We start from the raw sequence: 21,322 nt of genomic DNA, 5'->3' as shown, positions 1-21,322 counted from the left end.
AAGCAAACCCGATGCCATGTTTTAAAATTGTTTATTTATCAAATTCTTATGGTTTATTTGGCGCCCGGTTATTGAGTGGATGGTCCAAAACAGACCATTTGGTCAAAATTATCTGCACAAAAAACAGGCGCGCCTGCTCATTAAAGGTGCAAAAGATCCCCCGGAAGGGGTAGGTAAAAGCGTGGGTTTCATACCAGGGCTTTGCTATGCTGGCCGGAGTCAGATTGTGCCAAGGAGCCGCAGTGAAGCCACAAGCCGTTAAACCGCCCACGCGCCGCTCGCGTGCGGTAGCTGCAAAACGCAGTACCATCATGGATGCGGCGCTGGAGTTCTTCTCGCTGTACGGTATTCACGGCACCAGTCTGGATCAGGTGGCGGAGCGCGCCGACGTTTCCAAAACCAACCTGTTGTACTACTTCCCCTCCAAAGAAGAACTCTACGTAGCGGTGCTGAAAGGCATTCTCGATGTTTGGCTGGCGCCGCTGAAAGCGCTGCGCGCCGATCAGGAACCGTTGCAGGCCATTCGTGAATATATACGGCTGAAGCTTGAGGTTTCGCGCCATCATCCGCAGGCTTCACGGCTGTTTTGCCTGGAGATGATCCAGGGTGCGCCGTTGCTGAAACAGGAATTGCAGGGTGGGTTGAAGATGCTGGTGGACGAGAAGTCCGCCATGATTGAGCGTTGGATTGCCGAAGGTCATATCGCGCCGATAGAGCCGCATCACCTGATTTTTATGCTGTGGGCGACCACTCAGCACTACGCCGATTTTTGGGTCCAGATAGAAGCGGTAACCGGGAAAACGTTAGAAGATGAGGCGTTTTTTCAGCAGACGGTAGAGAACGTGCAGAGGGTGATTATCGACGGAATACGGCCGCGCTAGGCGCCAGGAGAGGGGATATTCAGGGGGATAGCGAACTATCCCCCTGTGGGGTTAGGCAGCTTTCTTCTTACGCAGGAATACGTAAGACAGGCCCAGGATCACAAACCACAACGGTGTGACGATCAGCGCCTGGCGGGTGTCATCGCGCAGCGTCAGCAGCACCAACACAAACACGAAGAACGCCATACAGACCCAGCACATCAGTTTGCCGGCCGGCATCTTGTAAATCGATTTCTGGTGCAGCGCCGGACGCTTCTTGCGATAAACCAGGTACGAACACAGGATGATGGTCCAGACAAACATGAACAGGATCGCCGAGACGGTGGTCACCAGCGTGAACACGGTCATGACGTTCGGGATCAGGTAAATCAGCACCACACCGCCGAGCAGGCAGATACAGGAGAAGGTCAGCCCGTTAGCCGGCACTGCCCGCTTGGACAGATTGGCGAACGACTTGGGTGCATCGCCCTCCTGCGCCAGACCGAACAGCATGCGGCTGGTGGAAAACACCCCGCTGTTGGCGGAAGAGGCGGCGGAGGTCAGCACCACAAAGTTAATCACGCTGGCTGCCGCCGGCAGGCCAATCAGCACGAACAGTTCCACGAACGGGCTCTTGTCGGCAACCACAGAACTCCATGGCGTGACCGACATGATAACGATCAGGGCGAACACGTAGAACATGATGATGCGGATCGGAATGGAGTTGATGGCGCGTGGCAGCACTTTTTCCGGATCTTTGGTTTCAGCCGCGGTGGTACCAACCAGTTCGATACCGACAAAGGCGAACACCGCAATCTGGAAACCGGCGAAGAAACCGCTGATGCCTTTCGGGAACATACCACCGTCATTCCACAGGTGTGAGAACGAGGCGACGGTACCGGTAGGCGACTGGAACTGCATGGCGATCATGACCAGCCCGGCGACGATCAGCCCGACAATGGCAACGATTTTGATCATCGCAAACCAGAACTCCATTTCGCCAAACATCTTCACCGTCGCCAGGTTAAGGCCCAGCAACAACAAGACGCACAGCAACGAGGCGATCCATTGAGACAATCCCGGGAACCAGAACTGGGCATAGGCGGTGATCGCTACCACGTCGGCAATACCTGTGACCACCCAGCAAAACCAGTAGGTCCAGCCAGTAAAGAAACCGGCCCAGGGGCCGAGCAGGTCGGCGGCGAAATCGCTGAAAGATTTGTATTCCAGATTGGAGAGCAGCAGCTCGCCCATCGCGCGCATCACGAAGAACAGCATAAAGCCGATGATCATGTACACGAAGATGATGGAGGGGCCGGCCAGACTGATGGTTTTGCCGGACCCCATAAACAGACCCGTACCGATGGCGCCACCGATGGCGATCAGTTGAATATGTCGGTTAGTTAGGTTTCGCCGTAGATGATCTTCTGACGCAGGCGCGGCGTCTGTGGCTATTTTAGAGTGATCTACCATCTGATGATGTCCTGTTTTACCTGTCATGAGTGAAATAGCGAGCTCTGAAGTGGCTCTTTTTTATACGATTATCCGGTTGGCCCGGCTTTAGTAAGGTAGTGCAATAACGCCACCTTTGTGCAACATGTTTACAACATTTATGCGAGGGATAAAAGTCGATTGTTCTTTACACCGAGGAGGCAAATCGGACGTCTTGGGGGCGGAAGATTACTCCTCGTCGTAGCAGATTAACAGCCCTGATCTGACTTATCTTGTTGATATAACAGGGCCTTGGAAATATCGCATGAGAAAAACTAATGGGTGTAAGCGTTTGACGTCGAGGGGGCTGAAGAGAATAGTTTACGTCGTTGGGTGGTGAGCTCCGTCGGTAGAGCAGTTGACTCTCAAGCAATGGCGCACAGGTTCGAAGCCTGTACGACCTGCCAACAAATCATGTGGTTAGCGATGATTTTTATCTTCTGACTTTTCCGGTGAGGGCAGATTTGGGACGCGCTTCGCAGAAATCACATCAATTCAGCCTGAATGTTCAGTTGAGTGATCTGGCGCAAGTTAGGCCTGACTCTATCTATTTATCGAGACACTACGGCGCTTATTCCCTGCAAAATTGATAATGGAACTTTTAAAGGGATAAATCTGCTTACGCAGGAGTCAGGGCGTATCAATTAAGTGAATGTGCTCACGGCTTTCATGGAATAACCGCCGACAAAGAATACGGTAACAGTCTCGGTCGAACTCATCGGCCGGGAAACTGAGTTTTTCGGCGGCAGACAGCGTCGGTGCCGTACCGAGGTAGAACCAGTTGCTGATGACATGAAAAGCTTTAAGTGGCCCTTGTCGTTCCTCGATCGCGATCCTGCCGGGGAATGGCCAGTGCCGCACCTGGGCCTGCTCCAGGGCGCTAAGCAGCCTGCTCTGGTGCGCTTGTGGGGTCTCTTTACCGCAGCATACTCCCGCGCATTTGCCTAATTGATGGCGAAAGCAGGGTTGTCCGGGGCGTCCTTTTTCAATATCCAGGTACGTCAGGCAGAGCTGCTCTCGATCGGCAATGTCGATCAGAAAATCGACGGCCGCCGCACGCCGCAGAAACAGGCCGTACAAGTTAGGCGTCCGGGAAAAGTCTAGCGCATCGCTGTATACGATTCGCGTTTGGGAGTCCTGTACCTGCAGCGCGCATAGCCGGCGGATTTTACGCAGCCGCTTGTTGTAGAGCGGGCTTTGCTGTTTCACCAGGGAGGATTCAAGCAGCAGCGCACCGATCTCCCCCACGGTTTCGATGCAGGTTATGCGGCGGGTGGCGGCAAGCAACCGAGCTTCGCGCGGATTGCGTAGATGAGACTGAACGCGGCGGCGAATGTTGACGCTCTTGCCTATGTAGAGGGGATGGGCGCCGTTGTCGCCGTGAAAGAAATAAACCCCGCAGCTCTGCGGCAGGTTGGCGACCTCACCGGTCAGATGTTCAGGGTATTGATACATGGATTATCAGAAACTCACTGCTTATAGGGAAGTGGAGTATCACGCCAATGATAATATTTTCTTATTATAATTCACAGCCGGCTTTCAGCTAACGCTAAGAGTTGAGATTTGTTATCATTTGCGAAAATTTTTTCTATAGGGAGATAGAGATGCGTAAAGCGTTAATAATGGCTCTGGGTGTGATGGTACTGTCAGGCTGTGCGGGGCAACAGGACGACTACGAGTCGCGTAACAAGGCCTCTGCAGACCAGGCCGGTGGCAAAGAGTGGAAGGCATTCGTTGCGCCTTTATCCGTCAAAACACAATCGCCGGGCGAGCGAGAAATGAAGCGCGCAACCCGGCAGAACTGATTTACGATAAAGCCCACTTGCGTGGGCTTTTTGCATTTTGTACAGGCACCCGTCAACAGCGGATAGGGCGGTTCTAAAAGGAAGGGAATCATGAGAAAAGTTAATTCAGGATCGGAAACTCGCCTGTCGGCAGTATTGCTCGTTATCGCAACGCTGTTGTTAGCAGGCTGCTCGGGGACGGGCACTGCGGCTAAACCTGAGGTATCTGGAGGCGAAGTCGATGACCTTTTCGCTGGATTGGAAGGTAAAACGGCGCCAGCACCTGGGCAAGAGATCAACCGATATATCTCGCAGATCGCAGCGGCTATTCAAAGTCATTTTCAATATGACAGCGTCTACGCCGGCAAGGAATGCTCATTACGACTCAAGTTGGCTCCGGATGGCATGCTGTTAGATGTCCGGGCTGAAGGCGGTGATCCCGCACTTTGCCGTGCGGCTGTAGTGGCAACCGCAAATGCCAGCTTTCCCAAACCCCCGACACCGGCGGTTTACGCTGTGGTTAAGAATGCCGCGTTGGAATTCCGTCCTCAATAATCGAGAGCGGCCATTAAAACAGCTGACCGACGGACATCAGAGCCACGGCCCACACCCCGGCAGACAGCGCACTGGCGCAATAGACCTGCTTGCGCGGCAGGGCAATCATGCCGGCAACCAATGGCACGGTATAGCGCATTACGGCCAGAAAGCGCGATACAAACAGCAGCGGGATCCCGTTGTTCTGTAACGCGGATTGCGCCTTGTTCAATGCGCCACGGTATCTGACCGGCAGCCAGTTCCCGCTTTGGCGCTTTTGAAGCCATGCGCCGCAATGGAAAGACAAAACGGAGCCGAGCAGGGCACCCAGGGTTATCGCCGTCCAGACATGAGCATCGGCCAGCACCGGCTTGCCGGCGACAATGCCTAACATCAACGTCACCGATGCGGGCGGCAGAACCGAAGAAATGAAAATGACCGACTTGCCCAATGCAAACAGAAAAATAAGCAGCAACAGCAGACCGGGCTCCGGGCCGTATTTGGTGATAATAGCGGTTAATGTCTCCATGGATGACCCCCAGAAAATGTAGGGTCAGTGTCTCATTCACCGCTTCAATATAAGCTAAATCGAATGGGCTTCAGCCCAGGCTTATCCACTCACCTGAGCCTGATGCTCGGTGCTCTGCGTAGCCCACCCTTTGAGTGCAAAAATCAGCGCGGCGCACAGCAAAGAGAAAATTGCCAGTACGATCAGGCCGGCATGCGGGCTATCGAAGCGCAGTTCTGCCTCGGTACGGATTAGCGGCGCCAGGAAACTGAACAGTGCGCCCAGCGTGGTGCAAAAACCGATGCCGGCCGCCAGCGCCGGGCCTGAAAGTATCTGCGCCGGTAAGGTCCAGAATATCGGCTGCACCGCCAGGAAGCTGACGGCGCAAAAGCACAACGCAATAATGGCAACAGTCGGCCCGGCATAGGACGAAACAACTAATCCCAGTGCGGCAATCACCATGCAGCCGATGGCGATGGGCAAGCGGCGGGAGGTTTTGCGGTCGGCATAACGCGGGATGTAGTAGACCCCAAATGCAGAAACGGCCCAGGGAATTGCCGCTACCAGCGATGCCTTAAACCCGATATTGGTGCCCATCAGCGAGGCCACCTGCGAGGGCAGGAAAAACAACAGGCCATACACGCCGACCTGAATGGTGCCGTAAATAAACGCCAGGTGCCAAACCTTGGAGTTTTTCAACGCCTCTTTCACGCTGCTGGCCTCGGTATTTGTTTGCTCCAGGGCCAACTGTGTCACCAACGCCTGCTTCTCTTCCGGGTTAAGAAATCGCGCCTTGGCCGGGCTGTCGTCAAGATAGAAATAGGCGAAGATCCCCAACACGACGGCCGGTAAACCTTCCAAAACAAACATCCAGAACCAACCTGGCTGCCCCAGCACGCCGTGCATTTCGAGCAACGCGCCAGAAATGGGCGAGCCCAGGGTCAAGGCCGCGGGAACCCCGAGGACAAAGATACCTATCACTGAGGCTCGAACCTTATTGGGAAAATAAAGGGAAGCCAGCAACAGGATACCCGGGTAGAAGCCAGCCTCGGCCAACCCCAACAGGAAGCGCAAGGCGATAAATTGATATTCGTTGCTGACGAAACCGGTGCAGGCGGACAAGGCCCCCCACACTGCCGTGGTGGCGCTAAGCCAGACTTTTGCCCCTAGTTTGTTCATCATCAGGTTGGCTGGAATGCCGAAGATGGCGTAAGCCGCGAAGAAAATCCCTGCACCCAATGCGAAGGCGGATTGCGACAGGCCAATATCCACCGACATTGCCTCCTTGGCAAAGCCTACGTTTACCCGATCGATAAAGGCGACGAAATACAGAGAGAACATCAGGGGGATTAATCTGCGCCACGTTTTTTTAATCGCTGAATTGAGCGCGGAACTGGTGTTGGTCGTATTACTCACGGGGCTACCCTCTCAAACAGGTTGAATGACTGGGGCCGGCGGTGTAACGCCGGCAGCTTGCCTGCACCTATTGCCACTGCGGAGCATTCACCGTCGGTTTTCAGTTTTCACCCAAAGGTCTAAAGGACTAATGGTCAGGCCTTTGTGGGCAAAAAAAAGCAGCAATGAACGCTATCCTGGCCTGTGCAGCCACGGAAAATCTTTTGGTAGAAACCAAAAATTGACAATTGGTTAACCTGAAATTCACACATGGCCGGTCGTGATTCAAGCCTGCTGATGAATATCTGTGCGCGTAATCACTGAATGACAAGCTTTGAATTATCACCACGATTAATGAAGGCAAAGTCTGGTCTTCGAGGGTAGAGTGGCCACCCATGACAGATAAACTGAAAGAGAAAAGACGCCATGCTAAAGGTGATTGCTGAAGATTTTATCAAGCACGACCGTATTGAAACGGTGTTGCCGCTGTATCGCGAATTGGTAGAGAAAACCCGTCAGGAGGCGCTGTGCCTCTCCTATGAGTTGTTGATTGACCATCAGGATCCGGGGCATTTTATTTTCGTCGAGGAGTGGCCCGATCGGGCAGCGTTGGACACGCATTGCCAAACCGAGCATTTCAAGCGCCTGGTGCCTTTAATCAATCAGCACCAGAGCAAGCCTTGTACCTTTTTGTTTATGCAGCCTTTTCCCTCAGACGAGGGTTAACCAGGCAAAAAAATCCCCGCAGAGCGGGGTCAATGGCTTCTCAATTGCGGTCTTGTAGTGATTAAAAATTAGACTGCGAATGATTGCCATTCCCTCAGAATGCTCTTAAAAGACTTTTGCCGCCAACCGCACCTGATCTACCCAGCTTTGTTGGTAATCAAAGCTGGGGGCCTCATGTTGCGTCATCCCATGACGAACGATGGCTTTTACCGCCTGGGTAGCCAGTGGGTTCTTCTGGGCGATTTGCCCGGCGATCAGCCGTGCCTCTTCCAGAGCGCTTCCCTCGCTGATCCGTGAAATAACACCGTGCCGCCAGGCTTCCTCCACGCCTATGACGCGACCGGTCAGTAACCAGTCGAGGGCGATATAGGGGGAGATGCGCACCGGCAGGCGCGAACATCCGCCTTGTGCCGCAATCAGCCCCAGCCCGGTCTCCGGGAAACTGAATTGGGCATCCCGCCCGGCGACGATCAGGTCACAGGCCAGCGCTATCTCGAACCCTCCGCCGAAGGCGATACCGTCCACGGCGGCGATAATCACCTTGGTGAGTCGCGCATGCACCAGGCCGGCAAAGCCATTCGGATCGACCACCGGAAGTTCGCCCTGCTGAAAGGCTTTGACGTCCATCCCGGCCGAGAACACCTGTGGCTGACCGGTCAACAGGATCACCCGAACCTTTTCATCCTGCTCGGCCTGTTGCAGGTAGCGTTGGATCAGGCGAGCCATCGCCAAATTGATGGCGTTCTTTTTTTCCGGCCGGTTCAGGGTAATCACGGCGATGCCGTCCTGTTGTTCATACAGCACCGGTGGTGGCAGGTCAGTCATGGCTTTTTTCTCCCTGGAAGAACACCAGCGTCAGCAGCAGGGCGATGGCGCCCAACGGCAACGAAAACAGCGGCAGGTAATAAGCGGGCAAGGTATACAGCGTCAGGCCGCCGAGCATGCCCCCCGCCGCAATGCCGGCATACAGTACCGAGCTGTTCAGCGACACGGTCAGCGCGCCAAAACGTTTGGACAGCGACAGCAAGTGGTGCTGAATGGGTACCAGATACATCCAGCCGGTAATCCCCCATACCAGAAATATTGCCAGCACCCACCAGGGTGAGGTGATGTAAAAGGCCAGCAGGAATAATGAAAGGGTTTGAATCGACACGGAAAACAGCAGGACAAATTTACTGCCGAAGGTATCGGTCAATAAACCGGAAACGAAATTGCCGATGACGGCGCCTATACCGAATATCAGCAGTGCGATGGGCAAAATCGCCTCCGGGCCCAACTGAGTATTCTTCAGCAATACGCTCACATAGCTGTAAACAATGTGTTCGGAGCAGACGGCGAAGAAGGTGATCAGCAGCGTGGTCAGCACTGCCTTTTGTCGCAGTGGGGCCAACCGTTCTTTCAGCGAATGTTTCCCCGGCGCGGCTATGGCGTTCAGCGCCAGCGAAAGCCCCAGCAGCGCAACGGCACCTAACAGGGCGATCAGCAGGAAGATCTCCCGCCAGCCGATCAGCTTGGCCAGGAAGGTGCCAAAGGGAATGCCCAGCGCGATAGCCAGCGTCATGCCGCCATACACAATCGATATCGCCAGCCCGCGGCGTTTTTCCGCCACCAGCCCGACGGCGGCGGCGGCGGCCTGCGGCGTGTAGCAAGCCGCCCCCAGCGCCGCCAGTACGCGCCCCGCGGAGATTTGCAAAAAGCTGTCGGCATAGGCGCAAACCAGGTTACCGGCGATAAACAACACCAGTGCCAACTGCAAGATATGTTTGCGGTTGAGGTTGCCCAGCAGCCAGGCGGTCAGCGGAGCGAACACCATATAGGCCAGGGCGAAGACCGAGATTAACTGCCCCGCTTGCGCAGGGCTGACGGCAAAGGTGCCGGAAATCTCGTCAAGTATGCCGGCGACGATAAACGCATCGGTACCGATGGCAAAGGTGCCGGTCGCCATCAGACACAGCGTAAGAAAATGGCCGTTGTATTCCGTCAACTTCATCCCGCTCTCCGTAACGCATTGGCGGCCCAGATTTTGCTTAGCGCCGCCAGGAAATATTCCACGTCCTCATGAGTATGGGCCGAGGTCGGCGTAACCCGCAAACGTTCGCTGCCGGCCGGCACCGTCGGGGCATTGACCGGTTGCACGTAAATATCGTATTCATCGAGCAGTTGTTTGCTGATGTGCTTGTTGCGGTGTGGATCGCCGACCAGCACCGGCAGAATATGGCTGTCCTCCGAGACCAGAGGAATACCGGCGGCGCGCAGGCCGGATTTCAGGTGATCGATTATCGCCAGCAGATGTTTGCGTTGGTTGTCATGCTCCAGGTTGTATTTGAAGCTGGCCAGCGCCGCCGCCACCACCGGCGCGGGGGAGGAGGTGCTGAAGACGAACGCCGGTGCCCAGCTGCGTACGGCTTCTACCACCGCGCGCGGTGCGGCGATATAGCCACCGGCAGCGCCGTAGGACTTACCAAAGCCCCCCTGAATAATGGTGATCTTGTCCAGCAGGCCCAGTTGTTCGGCATAACCCAAGCCCCGCTGGCCGTAAACGCCGGCGGAGTGGATTTCGTCCAGATAGGTCAGCGCCTGATGTTTCTCCGCCAGCGCGACAATCTGTGCCAGCGGGGCAAAGTCGCCGTCCATCGAATAGAGCGACTCGAAGGCGATCAGCTTGGGACGCTGCGGATCGGCTTCCTGCAGCAGCTCGGCCAGGTGCGCAACGTCATTGTGGCGAAAGATTTTCTTCTCCGCCTTGCTGTAGCGAATGCCGTAAATCATCGACGCATGGTTAAGCTCATCAGAAAAGACGATCAGATTGGGAATGGCGTCGCACAGCGTCGAGAGCGTGGCGTCATTGGCCCCAAAGCCGGTGGTGAACAACAGCGCGGACTCCTTGCCGTAGGCTTTGGCCAGCAAGCTTTCCAACTCGCTGTGGTAGATCGAAGTGCCGGAAATACTGCGTGCCCCGCAGGTACCCAGCCCGACACGGTTTACCGCCTCGGTGGTGGCCAGAATCACCTTGGGGTGATGGCTCATCGCCAGATAGTCATTGGAGCACCAGACGTTCAGACGGCGCTCACCCTGTTGCCCGTGGCTGGTGGCCCAGGGTTTATCCAGCACGCTGCGTTCCAGATTGAGGAACTCGCGGAACCGGCCCTGTTTTTTGGTTTCGGCCAGTTTTTCTTCAAGAATGTTCAATACGCTCATACGGAATTCCTTACATTAGAGGGCTTTAATCACCAATGAAACACCCTGGCCGACACCGACACACATCGTCACCAGCGCATTGCTTAATTGCCGGGTATGCAGCTCCAGCGCGCTGGAAAGCACCAGACGCGCGCCGGACATGCCCAGCGGATGCCCGAGGGCGATGGCACCGCCGTTCGGATTGACTCGCGTATCGTCGAAGTCGATGCGCCAACTTTGCAGCGTCGCCAACACCTGCGCGGCAAATGCCTCATTAATTTCAATGACGTCGAAATCATTCAGCGTAAAACCGGTACGTGCTAACAGACGCTCGGTCGCGGCGACCGGCCCAATGCCCATCAACGCGGGGGCAACGCCGGCGCTGGCGCTGTCGCCAATTTCCGCCAGCGGCTGGAGTGACTTGCGCTTGACATAGCGACCGCTGGCCAGCAACAGCACGGCGGCACCGTCATTGATACCTGAGGCATTCCCGGCGGTGACCGAGCCTTCGGGGGTGAAGGCCGGCTTCAGCGCCTGCAGTTTTTGCAACGTGGTCTGGCGCGGGAACTCATCCTGCGCGAAGGATTGGCGGGTTTTGCGATCGACTTGAACATCCAGCGCGGTGATCTCCCTGGCCAACCGGCCATTTTCGATAGCCCGCCAGGCTTTTTGCTGCGACGCGAGGGCAAAATTATCCTGATCCTTGCGGGATATGCGGTATTGCTGCGCGACGTTTTCGGCCGTGATGCCCAACGGATCGCTGCCATAGCGTTGCGCCAGCTGCGGGTTGACAAAGCGCCAGCCCAGCGTGGTGTCGAACAGTTTGATCCCCTTATCGAATGGCGTTTCGCCTTTGCTCATCACATAGGGCGCGCGGCTCATGCTTTCGACACCGCCGGCCAACACCAGATCGCTAAGGCCGCTTTTGATTTTTGCGCCGGCATAAATCACGGCGTCCAGCCCGGAAGCGCACAGCCGGTTAAGGGTAATCGCCGGTACTCCCTGATCCAGACCGGACAACAACGCCGCCATGCGCGCAACGTTACGGTTGTCTTCACCGGCCTGATTGGCACAGCCCAGCACCACCTCATCGACATCCGCCTCGCTTTCCGGGTGTCGTTGCAGCAAGGCCCGAATAATCGAGGCCGCCATATCGTCCGGGCGGGTTAATGCCAGACTACCGCCGTAGGCGCCGATCGCCGTGCGCGTACCGTCAATCAGATAGACCCCATCGTCTTTAATCGTCATCATTTTTCCTTAGGGCGCGACGGCCAGCTCGGGCCTTGTGGTGTGCAGCAACGAGTAATGCGGGTAATAGCGGGCGGAATGCAGCAGTTGCGCCATATTATCCAGCGTCGATTTCACGTTTTTCTGCCCGAGCTGAGCCAGCCAGGCAAAAATGCCGTCGGCATAGTTGACGCCGGCCACGGCGGCGATATCGATGTCTTCTCGGCTACAAACCCCGCTCTCCACCATGATCACCGACTCATTGATCAGGCTGCTCAGAACCCGCGCGACGATCAGGCCTGGGGAATCTTTAACAAACTCCACCTGCGGGATCACCGCTTGCAGCAGCGTGAGGAACAGCGCTTTATTCGTCTCGGTAGCCTGTTGGCTGTGGGCCGCCACCAGAAAAGCGGTGTTGGCGTAGTTCAGTGCAACGTCGATCACGAAGGTATCGAGGCCCGCTAAGTCGGCAAGCTGATTGGCCGTTCGCCCATCGGTGATTTTGACTGCGAGACTGTCATTCACCTGGATAAACCGTCCCAGAACCGGGTGTTCCGGCTGACATGTTATTGGGAGGGGCGCCCAGGTCGCGAGGGCGTGCTGTTGCAGCAGATCGAACAGCGGATGTTCGCCAAAAAAATGCAGCGAGCTCAGCGTACCGCCGCCGGCAGCCTGTGGGGTGGCTGTGTCAGCCGAGGGAGAAAAAAAGGAGCGGCCGTTTTTCTTCCCCAACAGCCCGGCATCCACCAGCGAACGTTGCAAATGGCCGGGGGTGTAGCGGGGGTCATACTGCATGTCCTGCCAAATCTGGCTGCTGACCTGATAATTAATGTCCTGACCGATAAAATCAGTCAGTTCCAAAGGCCCCATGCGAAAGTGGCCACCGGCCTTGAGCGCACGGTCGATTTGCGGTGCCAGCGCCACGTTTTCTTCCAGCAGGCGAAAACCTTCCAGATAAAAAGGCCGCGCCATGCGATTGACGATAAAACCCGGCGTGGCTTTGCAGACCACAAACTGTTTGCCTATCGCCGTGACCAACTGCTGGCAGCGTAAGGTTGTGACCCGGGCGGTAAAATAGGACGGGATAATTTCGATCAGCTTCATCAGCGGTGCTGGGTTGAAGAAATGCAGGCCGATAAAGCGCGAGTTATTTTCTATGCCCGCGGCCAGTTTATTCAGCGACAGCGAAGAGGTATTGGTGGCGATAATCGCCTCTTTTTTTACCGTGGCGGCAATGGCCGCGAGGATCTCATGCTTGGTGGGTTCATGTTCCGCAATGGTTTCAATCACTAGGTCACTGTCGGCGATAGCGTCGAAAACAGGCGAGAAAACCAGGTTGGCCAAGATCTCGCCTTTTTTCTGTTGGCTTATTTTTCCGTTATCGATTTTTTTATTCAGGTCACCGACAATATAATCACGTGCCTGATTCAAAGAATGAGCGCTGCGATTATAAAGCAGGGTTCGTATGCCGTTCAGTGCCAAAAGATAGGCAATACCTCTGCCCATGGTTCCGGCGCCAATCACGGCGACCGAATTTATTACCGTATTATTCTCTGCCATAAATATCCCCGTGAGTATTCTTCTGCTTTGCAAAATTCGCAAATGCTTATATTTTATTTGAATTTAAAAAGCACCAGGTGCCTATGGCGAAGGTAATTGGCGGCGGAGTGACTGTCTAACGGTAGAAGTGACAGGTTTACAATAAATAGGCTTTATGTTATTCGCGAAATTCTTAGCGCTGGTGCAATATAAAGTCGTTATTTATTAATCACGGCAGGGGAATAGCTGTTTTTGTTATAGCCATGGTATTTTTTATTATATGAAACGGCTGTTGTCGCCCTGAGCCCTCCACTATAGTTAACCTCACTTAATGATTGCGGCGCTGTGCTCTGGAGAACCCGTGTTATGGACACTCACTTTCAGCCTTTGATGGATGATCTGCTTGGCAGCCTGTCTGACCGCGACCTTTTTTTAAACCGTCTGGCACCTTGCGCTCAGGCGCTGGGCTTCGAGTACTTCTCTTATACGGTCTTTTCCTGCTACCCGGCCAGCCGGCCCAAGATGCTGATAGAGGGTAATTATCCTGCGCAATATCTTGAGGACTATCGCAAATTGCGGATCTACCTGCAGGATCCGATGATCGAGCAGGCCCATCACTCTACGCTGCAATTCTATTGGGACGAGCCGTTCTACCGGGATAAACCGGAGCTGTGGTGGCGCATGGCGCAGTACGGCATTCGTGAAGGCTGGTCGCAGTCCGTCAAGGATTGCTACGGCCGGTTGGGCATCCTCACTTTTGCCGGTAAGAGTATCCCCACTCAGTCCCCGCAGGCCGGGGCACGTAACGAAACTTTCTTCCTGTGGCTGGCACAGACCGCCCACAAGACGCTGCGCGAAGCATTAATATCGGTAAACGACGAGGCAATAAAGGATGTGCTGACGCTGCGTGAGAAAGATATTTTACGCTGGTGCAGCGAAGGCAAAACCTCGGAAGAAACGGCGCTGTTAATGGGCTTGAGTGAGCGCACCGTAAATTTCCACATCGGTAACTCGATTAAAAAACTGTCGGTGGCCAATAAAACCGCCGCTACCGCAAAAGCGGTGTATTTACAGCTGATTTAGCCGCCTTTGAAATAATTATTCGGCTAGCCGTTAGACGGGTTGTGTTTATATTTTGTTAAATAAGGAAATATCCCACTCAGTATTTACCGCCGATCACAAAAGCGCGACAAAGCGGTTCACCCTTATCCTCCCCGGCAGTACCCTGTGGGCACCACGGTTACATAGAAGGGATGTGATATGTATAAGACCATATTAGTGCCGATCGATATTGAAGAAGACCTGTTGACCGAGCATGCGCTGGAGCATGTGGTGTATCTGGCGAAAATGTCCGGTGCCAAAGTGCACTTTTTCCATGCGCTGCCGGACGCCTCGGCATTCGTTACCGCTTACTCGTTCGGCATCAAAGAGTTTGAGAACAAGGCGGAAGTGAAGGCGGTGGATAAGCTCAAGCAGATCATGGCGGAAATCGACCTTCCGCTGGAGCGGCTGGATTACACCGTCAGCTTCGGTTCGCCGCGCGATCAGGTACTGGAGCTGGCGGAGGAAATCGAAGCCGATCTGATCATCATCGGCTCGCGCCGACCGAGCGTGAAAACCTATCTGCTGGGTTCCAATGCGGCGGCCATTGTTCGCCATGCCAATATTTCGGTGATGGTTGTCCGGTAATCCTTTCAAATCAGGCCCGCAGTTTAACGCTGTGGGCCTGCCTCATTACTAAACGTTAGCGACAGAGAGCCGCAATCTCCTCATACAACGCCTGCGGGATGGTGACGCCGTGCTGTTCGCTGTATTGCCGTTGTTGAAAGCGCCGTTCTCCCGGAATGCGCGCCCCTTGCTCGCTCATATCAGCAAACAAGGCTTCCGCCCTGGCCAAATGCGCCACTTTATCCGGCCCCAGAAAACGATCGGGATCCATGGCGATGATCAGCTCGCCGCCGTAAGGGGAGGAGCCGGTCTGCCGATCGTAGGCCAGCGATTCCTTACTGGTCATATCGCCAATCAACGGCCCGGCAAGCAGTTCAACCATCGCCGCCAGCGCCGAGCCTTTATGGCCGCCAAAGGTCAGCATCGCACCTTGCAACACGCTTTGGGCATCGGTAGAGGGTTTCCCCTGTTGATCTATGCCCCAGCCTGGCGGCAACGGGGTACCGGCACGACGATGCAGTTCAATCTCGCCGCGTGCGGCGGCGCTGGTGGCCATATCAAAAATAAAGGGGGGCCGCTGCGGCCGCGGCCAGCCGAAGGCGATAGGGTTGGTACCGAACAACGGCCGGCTTCCCCCTGCTGGCGTGACCCAGGCATGGCTGGGCGTGCAGGCCAACGCCACCAGGCCTTGATCGGTTAAAGGTTCGATATCGGCCCATAGTGCCGAGTAATGCACACAGTGGTTAATGGCCAGCGCGGCAATGCCGTTGGTGCGTACCTTTTCGACAAAAACCGGCAGCGCCGTGCGATAGGCCAGCAGCGAAAAAGCATCGTGGGCGTCGACCCGCAAGATCGCCGGGGCCTGATCAAGCAGCGTCGGACGGGCATCGGCGGAAACTTTGCCCGCCAATAGCGAACGCACGCAGCCAAGCACTCGGTACAAACCGTGCGAAGCGCAGCCGTCGCGTTCACCGGCCGTCACATTTTGGGCGACGGCATCGGCGTGTTCGGCGCTGAATCCGTTACTGCGCAATGCCTTCAGCGCCAGCTCATAGGCTTGCTCCAACGTCAGCCTCTGGGTTTGCGTCATCAGATATCTCCTCTGGATTTACTCTTCTTCATCACCGGCAAAATTCGCCCGAGGTAAACAGGTATAGGCGCCCCAGTAGTAGATCGCCAGCGCAATGACTGCGACGGTGATGGTGTCCCATGGGTGACCGATAGCGTTGATGCCGCCAAAACTGCCGAGATAAGAAGCGATGATAATCAGCGCATAGAAGGCGATCAGCCACAGCGAGGACCAAATCTGCTGCTTGAGGCTGACGGCATGGGTCGGCACCTTATTTTTGAACAGGATATAGACCACAAACATCAGGATTTGCAGGCCGAGCAGCCAGGAGACGGTATTCCAACCGGACCAGTAGACGATCAGCGCCGAGATGATAAATGACACCGGACCGAGCACGCAGAAGCCGCGCACGAAAAATGGTCGCGGCAGCTCAGGGGCATTGCGGCGCAGGCCGGCGGCGGTGACGGGCGCAATCGCGTAACTCAGGACCAGCGCGGCGGAAACCACGCCGATCAGCTTCTCCCATGAAGGGAAGGGCAGCGTCCAGAAAATCGACAAGGCGAAAGTCAGCCAGAGAGCAGGACGCGGAATGCCGGACTCGCCGTCGACGCGAGTGAATATTTTAAAGAAGGTGCCGGCGCGCGCCCAACCGTATACCACGCGTGGTGTGGCGTTCATATAAATGTTGCCGGTGCCGCTCGGCGAGATAATCGCATCGCTCACCACCAGAAAAGCCAGCCAGCCCATGCCCAGGGTGATGGCGATATCACGGTAGGGCAGCGAAAATTGCTGGCTGATCCCGGCCCAGCCGCCGTTCAGCATCTCGCTGGGAATACTGCCGAGGAAAGCCACCTGCAGCAGCACGTAAATGAGCGTGGACAACACCACCGACAGGATCAGCGCGATAGGAATGGTGCGCTGCGGGTTTTGCACCTCGCTGGCAACCGAGATAATCGGCGTCAGGCCCAGGTAGGCGAAAATAATCCCCCCGGCGGATATGGCGGCTTCGACGCCGGCGGAACCAAAGGGGGCAAACCCCTGGCTGTGCAGGTTTTCGGGTTTGAAGAAACTGAACAACACGACGATCACCAACAGCGGCACCACAAATTTAATCACGCTGATCAGGTTGTTGGATTTGGCAAAGGTCTTGACGCTGTAGTAGTTCAGCGCGAAGAAAAAACACAGCAGCAACAGTTGGACCAGCCAGCCGATCAGCGTTGGATCGCCGGAGCCCGGTTGGCTCAAAAAAGGAAACCAGGCGGCGGCGTACTGACGGGCGGCCACGATCTCAATGGAGATCAGGCTGGAGAACGCTATCAGGGTGATAAAGCCCAGCAGATAGCCCATCAGTTCACCGTGGGAAAATACCGGATAGCGGATAATACCGCCGGCGCGCGGCAGCGCTGCGCCCAGCTCACAATAGACAATGCCGAGCAGCAACACCGCCAGGCCGCCGATCAGCCAGGAGTAAATACCGGCCGGGCCGGCAATGGAAGAGACGTGGCTGGCGGCGAACAGCCAGCCGGAACCAAAGATTGCGCCCAGGCCGATAAACGTCAGATCGGTGAGCGTAAGCTGCTTCTTGAATTTGCCTTGGGTTGTCATGGAATGACCCTTTTGTTATTAGGTGGCAGACAGATGCGATTTGGTTAGTCGTTGGCTGGTGAGCGGAGAGGTTCACGGGTGTAAATCCCGTTAATCAGCCGCAGCAGGCCCAGTGGATTGCTGTCTTGCAGCTGTGGGGGCAGCAACGCTGGGGGGTAATTCTGCAGGCAGACCGGGCGCAGAAAACGTTCAATAGCCAGCGTACCCACCGACGTACCGCGTGCGTCGCTGGTGGCCGGATAAGGCCCGCCGTGCACCATGGCATCACAGACTTCTACCCCGGTCGGATAACCGTTAAACAATACCCGCCCCGCTTTTTGGGCCAGCCGTTGGGCCAGCGGTTCTGCGTCGGCCAGATCCTCGTTTTCTGTCAGCAGCGTGGCGGTCAGTTGCCCCTGCAGGCTGTCCAGTGCGGCGGTCAGCTGTCGACGATCTTCCACTTCCACCAGAATGGCTGCCGGGCCAAACACTTCCTCTTGCAGCAGCGGGTTTCCGCTGAGCAGCAAATCGAAATCGGCCTGATAGAGCTGTGCCGTTGCTAAATGCGGGCGCTCTTCGCGATGACCAGCCAGGTGACGGATGCCGTTTTGCTCATCAAGAGCAGCCAATCCGCGGCGGTAATTGGCCAGCGTGCCGGCATTGAGCATGGCTTGCGCAGGCGCGGCGTTGACCTGTGCGGACAGTTCGCGCACAAATTCGCTGAATGCTTCGCCGCGTTGCCCGATGATCAGCCCAGGCTTGGTGCAGAACTGGCCGCAGCCGAGGGTGAAGGATGCGACCAGCTCGCGGGCGATCTGCTGCCCACGGCGGGCTAAAGCCTGCGGCATAACGATCAGCGGGTTGATGCTCGACATCTCGGCAAATACCGGGATCGGTTGGGCGCGCCGCTGGGCCAAATCGAACAAGGCCCGGCCGCCCCGAAGCGATCCGGTGAAACCCACCGCCTGAATGGCCGGATGCTGCACCAGTTCCGCGCCAATGTGGTCCCCATAAATCATGTTGAAAACCCCAGCAGGGATCTGCTGTTGTTCTCTTGCCCGTTCGATGGCCAGTGCGGTCAGTTCTGCGGTGATCATATGGCCGCTGTGCGCCTTGAACACCACCGGACAGCCTGCGGCTAACGCGGCCGCGGTGTCTCCGCCTGCGGTGGAGAATGCCAATGGGAAATTGCTGGCACCAAACACCGCCACTGGCCCGAGGGCGGTGCGATACTGCCGCAGATCCAGGCGGGGCACCGGCGTTCGTTGAGGCAATGCGCTGTCTATGCGCACGCCATGCACATCCCCACGGCGCAGCAGGGTGGCAAACAGTCGCATTTGGCCGCTGGTTCTGGCCCGTTCGCCGCTCAGTCGGGCTAATGGCAGGGCGGTTTCCTGCATGGCGAAGCCGAAGAAATCCTCATCCAGAGCGTCTAATTGGTCGGCAATGGCCTCAAGAAAGTCGGCTCGACGCTCGGCGCTGAGCTGAGAATAGGCCGTGAATGCTTGTGCGGCGGCATCGGCGGCGGCGGCGGCTTCTTCGTGACTGGCCGAGAAAAAAACGTGGCCGGTCGGCAGGCCGTTGTCGGCGCGCAGGCTGACAAGCTGGGCCTCACCGCTGGCACGGCGTTGACCGCCGATAAACTGTTGGCCGCTAATGGTATGGGCGTTGGACATGGGTTCCCCCGTTGGGTCAGTGACAGAGCCCGGCAGGCCGCCGGGCGTGAGTGGCGATCAGAGGCCGACATCCGGCAGCGCAGGGCGGTTGGCCAGCGCTTTTTTGACCACTGCGGTGACCTCGGCCAGGGTATCGCCCTGCAATGCCAGACGTGGCGGACGGGTAATGGCGCTGCCGCGACCCACCAACTCTTCACACAGCTTGATGCACTGCACCAGATCGGGACGCGCATCCAAATGCAGCAGCGGCATAAACCAGCTGTACAGCGCCAGCGCTTCCTCGAAGCGTTTTTGCTTCGCCAGACGGAACAAGGTTTCGCCTTCACGCGGGAAGGCGTTGGACATGCCGGAGATCCAGCCTTCGGCGCCGACGGCGATGCTTTCCAGCACCACGTCATCCAACCCGGCGAACAGCACAAAGCGATCGCCCACTTCGTTGCGCAGATCGATAAAGCGACGGGTGTCGCCAGAGGAATCTTTGAAGCAGACGATATTTTCGCAATCGACCAGTGACGTCAGGATGTCCGGCGTCACGTCGTTTTTATAAATCGGCGGGTTGTTGTAGACCATGATCGGCAGATCGGTGGCGGTAGCGACGCTGCGAAAATGCGTTGCGGTTTCATGGGGTTTGGCTGAATAGACTAACGCCGGCATTACCATAATGCCGTCGACGCCGACCTTCTGGGCTTCGCGCGCCATATTGCGCGCAAAGGCGGTGGTGAACTCGGCGATACCGGCAATCACCGGGACCTGACCCTGAGCTGCGTCGCGTGCCACTTCAATCACCGACAGTTTTTCCTGAACGGTCAGCGAGGTGTTCTCACCCACGGTGCCGCACACCACCAGGCCCGAAACGCCGTCTTTGACCAGGTTTTTGATCACCGTGTGGGTGGCGTCGAGATCCAGAGAAAAATCGCTGCGGAACTGGGTGCTGACCGCCGGGAATACGCCGCTCCAGCTAATGGCTTTATGGCTCATAGTGTTTTTCCTGTCGTCCAAGTTTGTTAATCAATGGTGAATTATTGGTAAAATCCAATCACAGATTGACCTGTATTGTTCGCAGGGGCTTGACGGTTTTCGCCGAATGCCATGACGAAATTGGCACAGTGAGGCGGGACTTCAGACGAGAAGGAACCTGATGCACAAGGCACCATGGCGATTTTTTTACTAATATAAATCAGTGTATTAAAGGGCAATGGTGGTGCGGAAGTCGCGCGGCGTTGAACCGGTCATGGCTTTGAATTGACGGCTGAATGCGCTGTGATCGGTGTAGCCGCACTGCAAGGCGATGTCGGTAATCGGCATATCGCCGGCCAGCAGTTCGGTGGCTTTTTCCAGCCGCACCTTGTGGATCATCTGGCGCGGCGTGAGATGAAAAATGCGTTTGCAGTAACGTTCAATCTGCGCCACGGAAAGTGCAGTGAGCGTCGTCAGTTCCTCAAGTGCGATCGGCCGGGCGTAATGCTGGCGAATGTAGACATCGATGGCCGCCAGCCGCTGATAGGCTGGGTGATTGGCCTTGGCTTCCTGCAGATCGTGCGAAATGCCAGCCATGCCGATGATTTTGCCCTGCGCATCGTACAGCGCCAGCTTTTGCGTCAGGCACCAACCGGTCTCACGTCCGTTATACAAGTGCATTTCCAGCTGATCCTGGATCAGCTCCCCGTGACGCAGCACGCGGAGATCCTGCTCGGTATACCCCGATCCGAGCTGGGCGGGGAAAACGTCCGCCGAGGTTTTGCCCAGCAGCGGCGCGACGGTTTTAAACCCACAGCGTTTGGCCAGCGTCAGATTGGCGAACAGATAACGGGCTTGCACGTCTTTGATGAAGAACACCACGTTGGGCATGGCATTGAACAGCGGGGCGATCAACGCCAGGGAATTAAGCAGGTCGCGCAGAGTATTCGGCCGTTGCTGTGCCAGGCCATCGCACCAGCGGGACAGTTGCTCAACGGCGAAAACGTCATCTTCCTGTTCATCGAAAGCGGGCCTGGTGTCAGTGATAACCTGGTGGCGTTGAGTTAATCGCATGGCAATACCTTTTCCCGCTGGATGGCACAGAATCTGGAGTGGCCGGGCCGGCC

20 protein-coding genes and 1 tRNA gene are annotated in these 21,322 nt (G+C 56.2%); 7 read left to right on the top strand and 14 right to left on the bottom strand.

All coding sequences use genetic code 11. The features are described from left to right. The first annotated feature begins 206 nt into the window (after positions 1-206). Positions 207-881 (top strand): HTH-type transcriptional regulator RutR, encoded by a 675-nt coding sequence (gene rutR, locus AC1RKC_RS04825; RefSeq protein ID WP_046373955.1) that lies wholly within the window; start codon positions 207-209, stop codon positions 879-881. Positions 882-932: 51 nt separating this feature from the next. Here the strand turns inward: rutR and cycA are convergent, their stop codons facing one another. Beyond that, positions 933-2,333 (bottom strand): D-serine/D-alanine/glycine transporter, encoded by a 1,401-nt coding sequence (gene cycA, locus AC1RKC_RS04820; protein WP_020826206.1) that lies wholly within the window; start codon positions 2,331-2,333, stop codon positions 933-935. A gap of 349 nt (positions 2,334-2,682) precedes the next feature. Between cycA and AC1RKC_RS04815 the strand changes: the two genes are divergently transcribed. Beyond that, positions 2,683-2,758 (top strand) — tRNA-Glu (locus AC1RKC_RS04815). Positions 2,759-2,981: 223 nt separating this feature from the next. Here AC1RKC_RS04815 and AC1RKC_RS04810 read toward each other — a convergent pair. Continuing rightward, entirely contained in the window at positions 2,982-3,806 is an 825-nt protein-coding gene (locus tag AC1RKC_RS04810; protein ID WP_046373954.1) for a hypothetical protein, read from the bottom strand. A 149-nt stretch (positions 3,807-3,955) separates the two neighbouring features. Here AC1RKC_RS04810 and AC1RKC_RS04805 point away from each other — a divergent pair, with 149 nt between their 5' ends. Together AC1RKC_RS04805 and tolA are read left to right on the top strand one after the other, a co-directional pair. Next, complete coding sequence (locus tag AC1RKC_RS04805; protein ID WP_020826208.1) at positions 3,956-4,156, top strand: putative periplasmic lipoprotein; 201 nt, start codon at positions 3,956-3,958, stop codon at positions 4,154-4,156. A 90-nt stretch (positions 4,157-4,246) separates the two neighbouring features. Next, positions 4,247-4,690: a cell envelope integrity protein TolA gene (gene tolA, locus AC1RKC_RS04800; protein WP_046373953.1), complete on the top strand. Its 444-nt coding sequence runs from the start codon at positions 4,247-4,249 to the stop codon at positions 4,688-4,690. A 13-nt stretch (positions 4,691-4,703) separates the two neighbouring features. Here tolA and AC1RKC_RS04795 read toward each other — a convergent pair whose 3' ends face one another. Next, the gene (locus AC1RKC_RS04795) at positions 4,704-5,198 is read right to left on the bottom strand and encodes a DedA family protein (RefSeq protein ID WP_046373952.1); all 495 of its coding nucleotides are present in this window, start codon (positions 5,196-5,198) and stop codon (positions 4,704-4,706) included. A gap of 81 nt (positions 5,199-5,279) precedes the next feature. Beyond that, positions 5,280-6,518 (bottom strand): MFS transporter, encoded by a 1,239-nt coding sequence (locus tag AC1RKC_RS04790; protein WP_493092259.1) that lies wholly within the window; start codon positions 6,516-6,518, stop codon positions 5,280-5,282. 480 nt (positions 6,519-6,998) lie between these two features. On the opposite strand from AC1RKC_RS04790, the gene AC1RKC_RS04785 reads away from it, so the two are divergent. Further along, complete coding sequence (locus AC1RKC_RS04785) at positions 6,999-7,298, top strand: putative quinol monooxygenase (RefSeq protein ID WP_046373950.1); 300 nt, start codon at positions 6,999-7,001, stop codon at positions 7,296-7,298. Positions 7,299-7,403: 105 nt separating this feature from the next. On the opposite strand, the gene AC1RKC_RS04780 is transcribed toward AC1RKC_RS04785, so the two are convergent. Genes AC1RKC_RS04780 through AC1RKC_RS04760 form a run of 5 tightly spaced genes read right to left on the bottom strand, consistent with a single transcriptional unit; the run spans position 7,404 to position 13,262 of the window. Continuing rightward, on the bottom strand, positions 7,404-8,123 hold the full coding sequence (locus AC1RKC_RS04780) for an enoyl-CoA hydratase-related protein (RefSeq protein ID WP_401659925.1): 720 nt from the start codon (positions 8,121-8,123) through the stop codon (positions 7,404-7,406). Then, positions 8,116-9,288: an MFS transporter gene (locus tag AC1RKC_RS04775; RefSeq protein WP_129982503.1), complete on the bottom strand. Its 1,173-nt coding sequence runs from the start codon at positions 9,286-9,288 to the stop codon at positions 8,116-8,118. The genes AC1RKC_RS04780 and AC1RKC_RS04775 overlap by 8 nt, the downstream gene beginning before the upstream one ends. Next, the gene (gene hemA, locus AC1RKC_RS04770) at positions 9,285-10,496 is read right to left on the bottom strand and encodes a 5-aminolevulinate synthase (protein WP_020826215.1); all 1,212 of its coding nucleotides are present in this window, start codon (positions 10,494-10,496) and stop codon (positions 9,285-9,287) included. The genes AC1RKC_RS04775 and hemA overlap by 4 nt, the downstream gene beginning before the upstream one ends. A 15-nt stretch (positions 10,497-10,511) precedes the next feature. Beyond that, positions 10,512-11,723, bottom strand: a complete 1,212-nt coding sequence (locus AC1RKC_RS04765; RefSeq protein ID WP_176983829.1) for an acetyl-CoA C-acyltransferase — start codon at positions 11,721-11,723, stop codon at positions 10,512-10,514. A 9-nt stretch (positions 11,724-11,732) separates the two neighbouring features. Then, a complete protein-coding gene (locus AC1RKC_RS04760; protein ID WP_493092000.1) occupies positions 11,733-13,262 on the bottom strand; it encodes a 3-hydroxyacyl-CoA dehydrogenase NAD-binding domain-containing protein in 1,530 nt (509 codons plus the stop codon). 345 nt (positions 13,263-13,607) lie between these two features. Here AC1RKC_RS04760 and AC1RKC_RS04755 point away from each other — a divergent pair, with 345 nt between their 5' ends. Together AC1RKC_RS04755 and AC1RKC_RS04750 are read left to right on the top strand one after the other, a co-directional pair. Beyond that, positions 13,608-14,324, top strand: coding sequence for an autoinducer binding domain-containing protein (locus tag AC1RKC_RS04755; protein ID WP_020826218.1), 717 nt, complete (start codon positions 13,608-13,610; stop codon positions 14,322-14,324). Positions 14,325-14,501: 177 nt separating this feature from the next. Continuing rightward, the gene (locus AC1RKC_RS04750; protein WP_020826219.1) at positions 14,502-14,930 is read left to right on the top strand and encodes a universal stress protein; all 429 of its coding nucleotides are present in this window, start codon (positions 14,502-14,504) and stop codon (positions 14,928-14,930) included. A gap of 55 nt (positions 14,931-14,985) precedes the next feature. Here the strand turns inward: AC1RKC_RS04750 and AC1RKC_RS04745 are convergent, their stop codons facing one another. The 5 genes from AC1RKC_RS04745 to AC1RKC_RS04725 form a co-directional block, all read right to left on the bottom strand. Next, entirely contained in the window at positions 14,986-15,999 is a 1,014-nt protein-coding gene (locus AC1RKC_RS04745; RefSeq protein WP_198639811.1) for an Ldh family oxidoreductase, read from the bottom strand. An 18-nt stretch (positions 16,000-16,017) separates the two neighbouring features. After that, positions 16,018-17,583, bottom strand: a complete 1,566-nt coding sequence (locus tag AC1RKC_RS04740; protein WP_261159103.1) for an APC family permease — start codon at positions 17,581-17,583, stop codon at positions 16,018-16,020. A gap of 44 nt (positions 17,584-17,627) precedes the next feature. Next, positions 17,628-19,238 carry an aldehyde dehydrogenase (NADP(+)) gene (locus AC1RKC_RS04735; RefSeq protein ID WP_115059190.1) on the bottom strand — a complete coding sequence of 537 codons (1,611 nt, stop codon included), beginning with the start codon at positions 19,236-19,238 and terminating at the stop codon, positions 17,628-17,630. A 57-nt stretch (positions 19,239-19,295) separates the two neighbouring features. Continuing rightward, positions 19,296-20,216, bottom strand: coding sequence for a dihydrodipicolinate synthase family protein (locus tag AC1RKC_RS04730; protein WP_020826223.1), 921 nt, complete (start codon positions 20,214-20,216; stop codon positions 19,296-19,298). A gap of 207 nt (positions 20,217-20,423) precedes the next feature. Next, a complete protein-coding gene (locus AC1RKC_RS04725) occupies positions 20,424-21,269 on the bottom strand; it encodes an AraC family transcriptional regulator (protein ID WP_048762034.1) in 846 nt (281 codons plus the stop codon). Positions 21,270-21,322: the final 53 nt, after the last annotated feature.

The organism is Serratia sp. GW822-FHT06E05 (assembly GCF_058799445.1).
The sequence above is the reverse complement of the archived record's forward strand: the minus strand, read 5'-3'. Positions and strand labels throughout refer to the sequence as shown.

Bases quoted from the DNA above. Each gene is read 5' to 3' on its own strand.
- rutR (WP_046373955.1), top strand. From the start codon at position 207: ATGCTGGCCGGAGTCAGATTGTGCCAAGGAGCCGCAGTGAAGCCACAA.
- cycA (WP_020826206.1), bottom strand. From the start codon at position 2,333: ATGGTAGATCACTCTAAAATAGCCACAGACGCCGCGCCTGCGTCAGAA.
- AC1RKC_RS04810 (WP_046373954.1), bottom strand. From the start codon at position 3,806: ATGTATCAATACCCTGAACATCTGACCGGTGAGGTCGCCAACCTGCCG.
- AC1RKC_RS04805 (WP_020826208.1), top strand. From the start codon at position 3,956: ATGCGTAAAGCGTTAATAATGGCTCTGGGTGTGATGGTACTGTCAGGC.
- tolA (WP_046373953.1), top strand. From the start codon at position 4,247: ATGAGAAAAGTTAATTCAGGATCGGAAACTCGCCTGTCGGCAGTATTG.
- AC1RKC_RS04795 (WP_046373952.1), bottom strand. From the start codon at position 5,198: ATGGAGACATTAACCGCTATTATCACCAAATACGGCCCGGAGCCCGGT.
- AC1RKC_RS04790 (WP_493092259.1), bottom strand. From the start codon at position 6,518: ATGTTCTCTCTGTATTTCGTCGCCTTTATCGATCGGGTAAACGTAGGC.
- AC1RKC_RS04785 (WP_046373950.1), top strand. From the start codon at position 6,999: ATGCTAAAGGTGATTGCTGAAGATTTTATCAAGCACGACCGTATTGAA.
- AC1RKC_RS04780 (WP_401659925.1), bottom strand. From the start codon at position 8,123: ATGACTGACCTGCCACCACCGGTGCTGTATGAACAACAGGACGGCATC.
- AC1RKC_RS04775 (WP_129982503.1), bottom strand. From the start codon at position 9,288: ATGAAGTTGACGGAATACAACGGCCATTTTCTTACGCTGTGTCTGATG.
- hemA (WP_020826215.1), bottom strand. From the start codon at position 10,496: ATGAGCGTATTGAACATTCTTGAAGAAAAACTGGCCGAAACCAAAAAA.
- AC1RKC_RS04765 (WP_176983829.1), bottom strand. From the start codon at position 11,723: ATGACGATTAAAGACGATGGGGTCTATCTGATTGACGGTACGCGCACG.
- AC1RKC_RS04760 (WP_493092000.1), bottom strand. From the start codon at position 13,262: ATGGCAGAGAATAATACGGTAATAAATTCGGTCGCCGTGATTGGCGCC.
- AC1RKC_RS04755 (WP_020826218.1), top strand. From the start codon at position 13,608: ATGGACACTCACTTTCAGCCTTTGATGGATGATCTGCTTGGCAGCCTG.
- AC1RKC_RS04750 (WP_020826219.1), top strand. From the start codon at position 14,502: ATGTATAAGACCATATTAGTGCCGATCGATATTGAAGAAGACCTGTTG.
- AC1RKC_RS04745 (WP_198639811.1), bottom strand. From the start codon at position 15,999: ATGACGCAAACCCAGAGGCTGACGTTGGAGCAAGCCTATGAGCTGGCG.
- AC1RKC_RS04740 (WP_261159103.1), bottom strand. From the start codon at position 17,583: ATGACAACCCAAGGCAAATTCAAGAAGCAGCTTACGCTCACCGATCTG.
- AC1RKC_RS04735 (WP_115059190.1), bottom strand. From the start codon at position 19,238: ATGTCCAACGCCCATACCATTAGCGGCCAACAGTTTATCGGCGGTCAA.
- AC1RKC_RS04730 (WP_020826223.1), bottom strand. From the start codon at position 20,216: ATGAGCCATAAAGCCATTAGCTGGAGCGGCGTATTCCCGGCGGTCAGC.
- AC1RKC_RS04725 (WP_048762034.1), bottom strand. From the start codon at position 21,269: ATGCGATTAACTCAACGCCACCAGGTTATCACTGACACCAGGCCCGCT.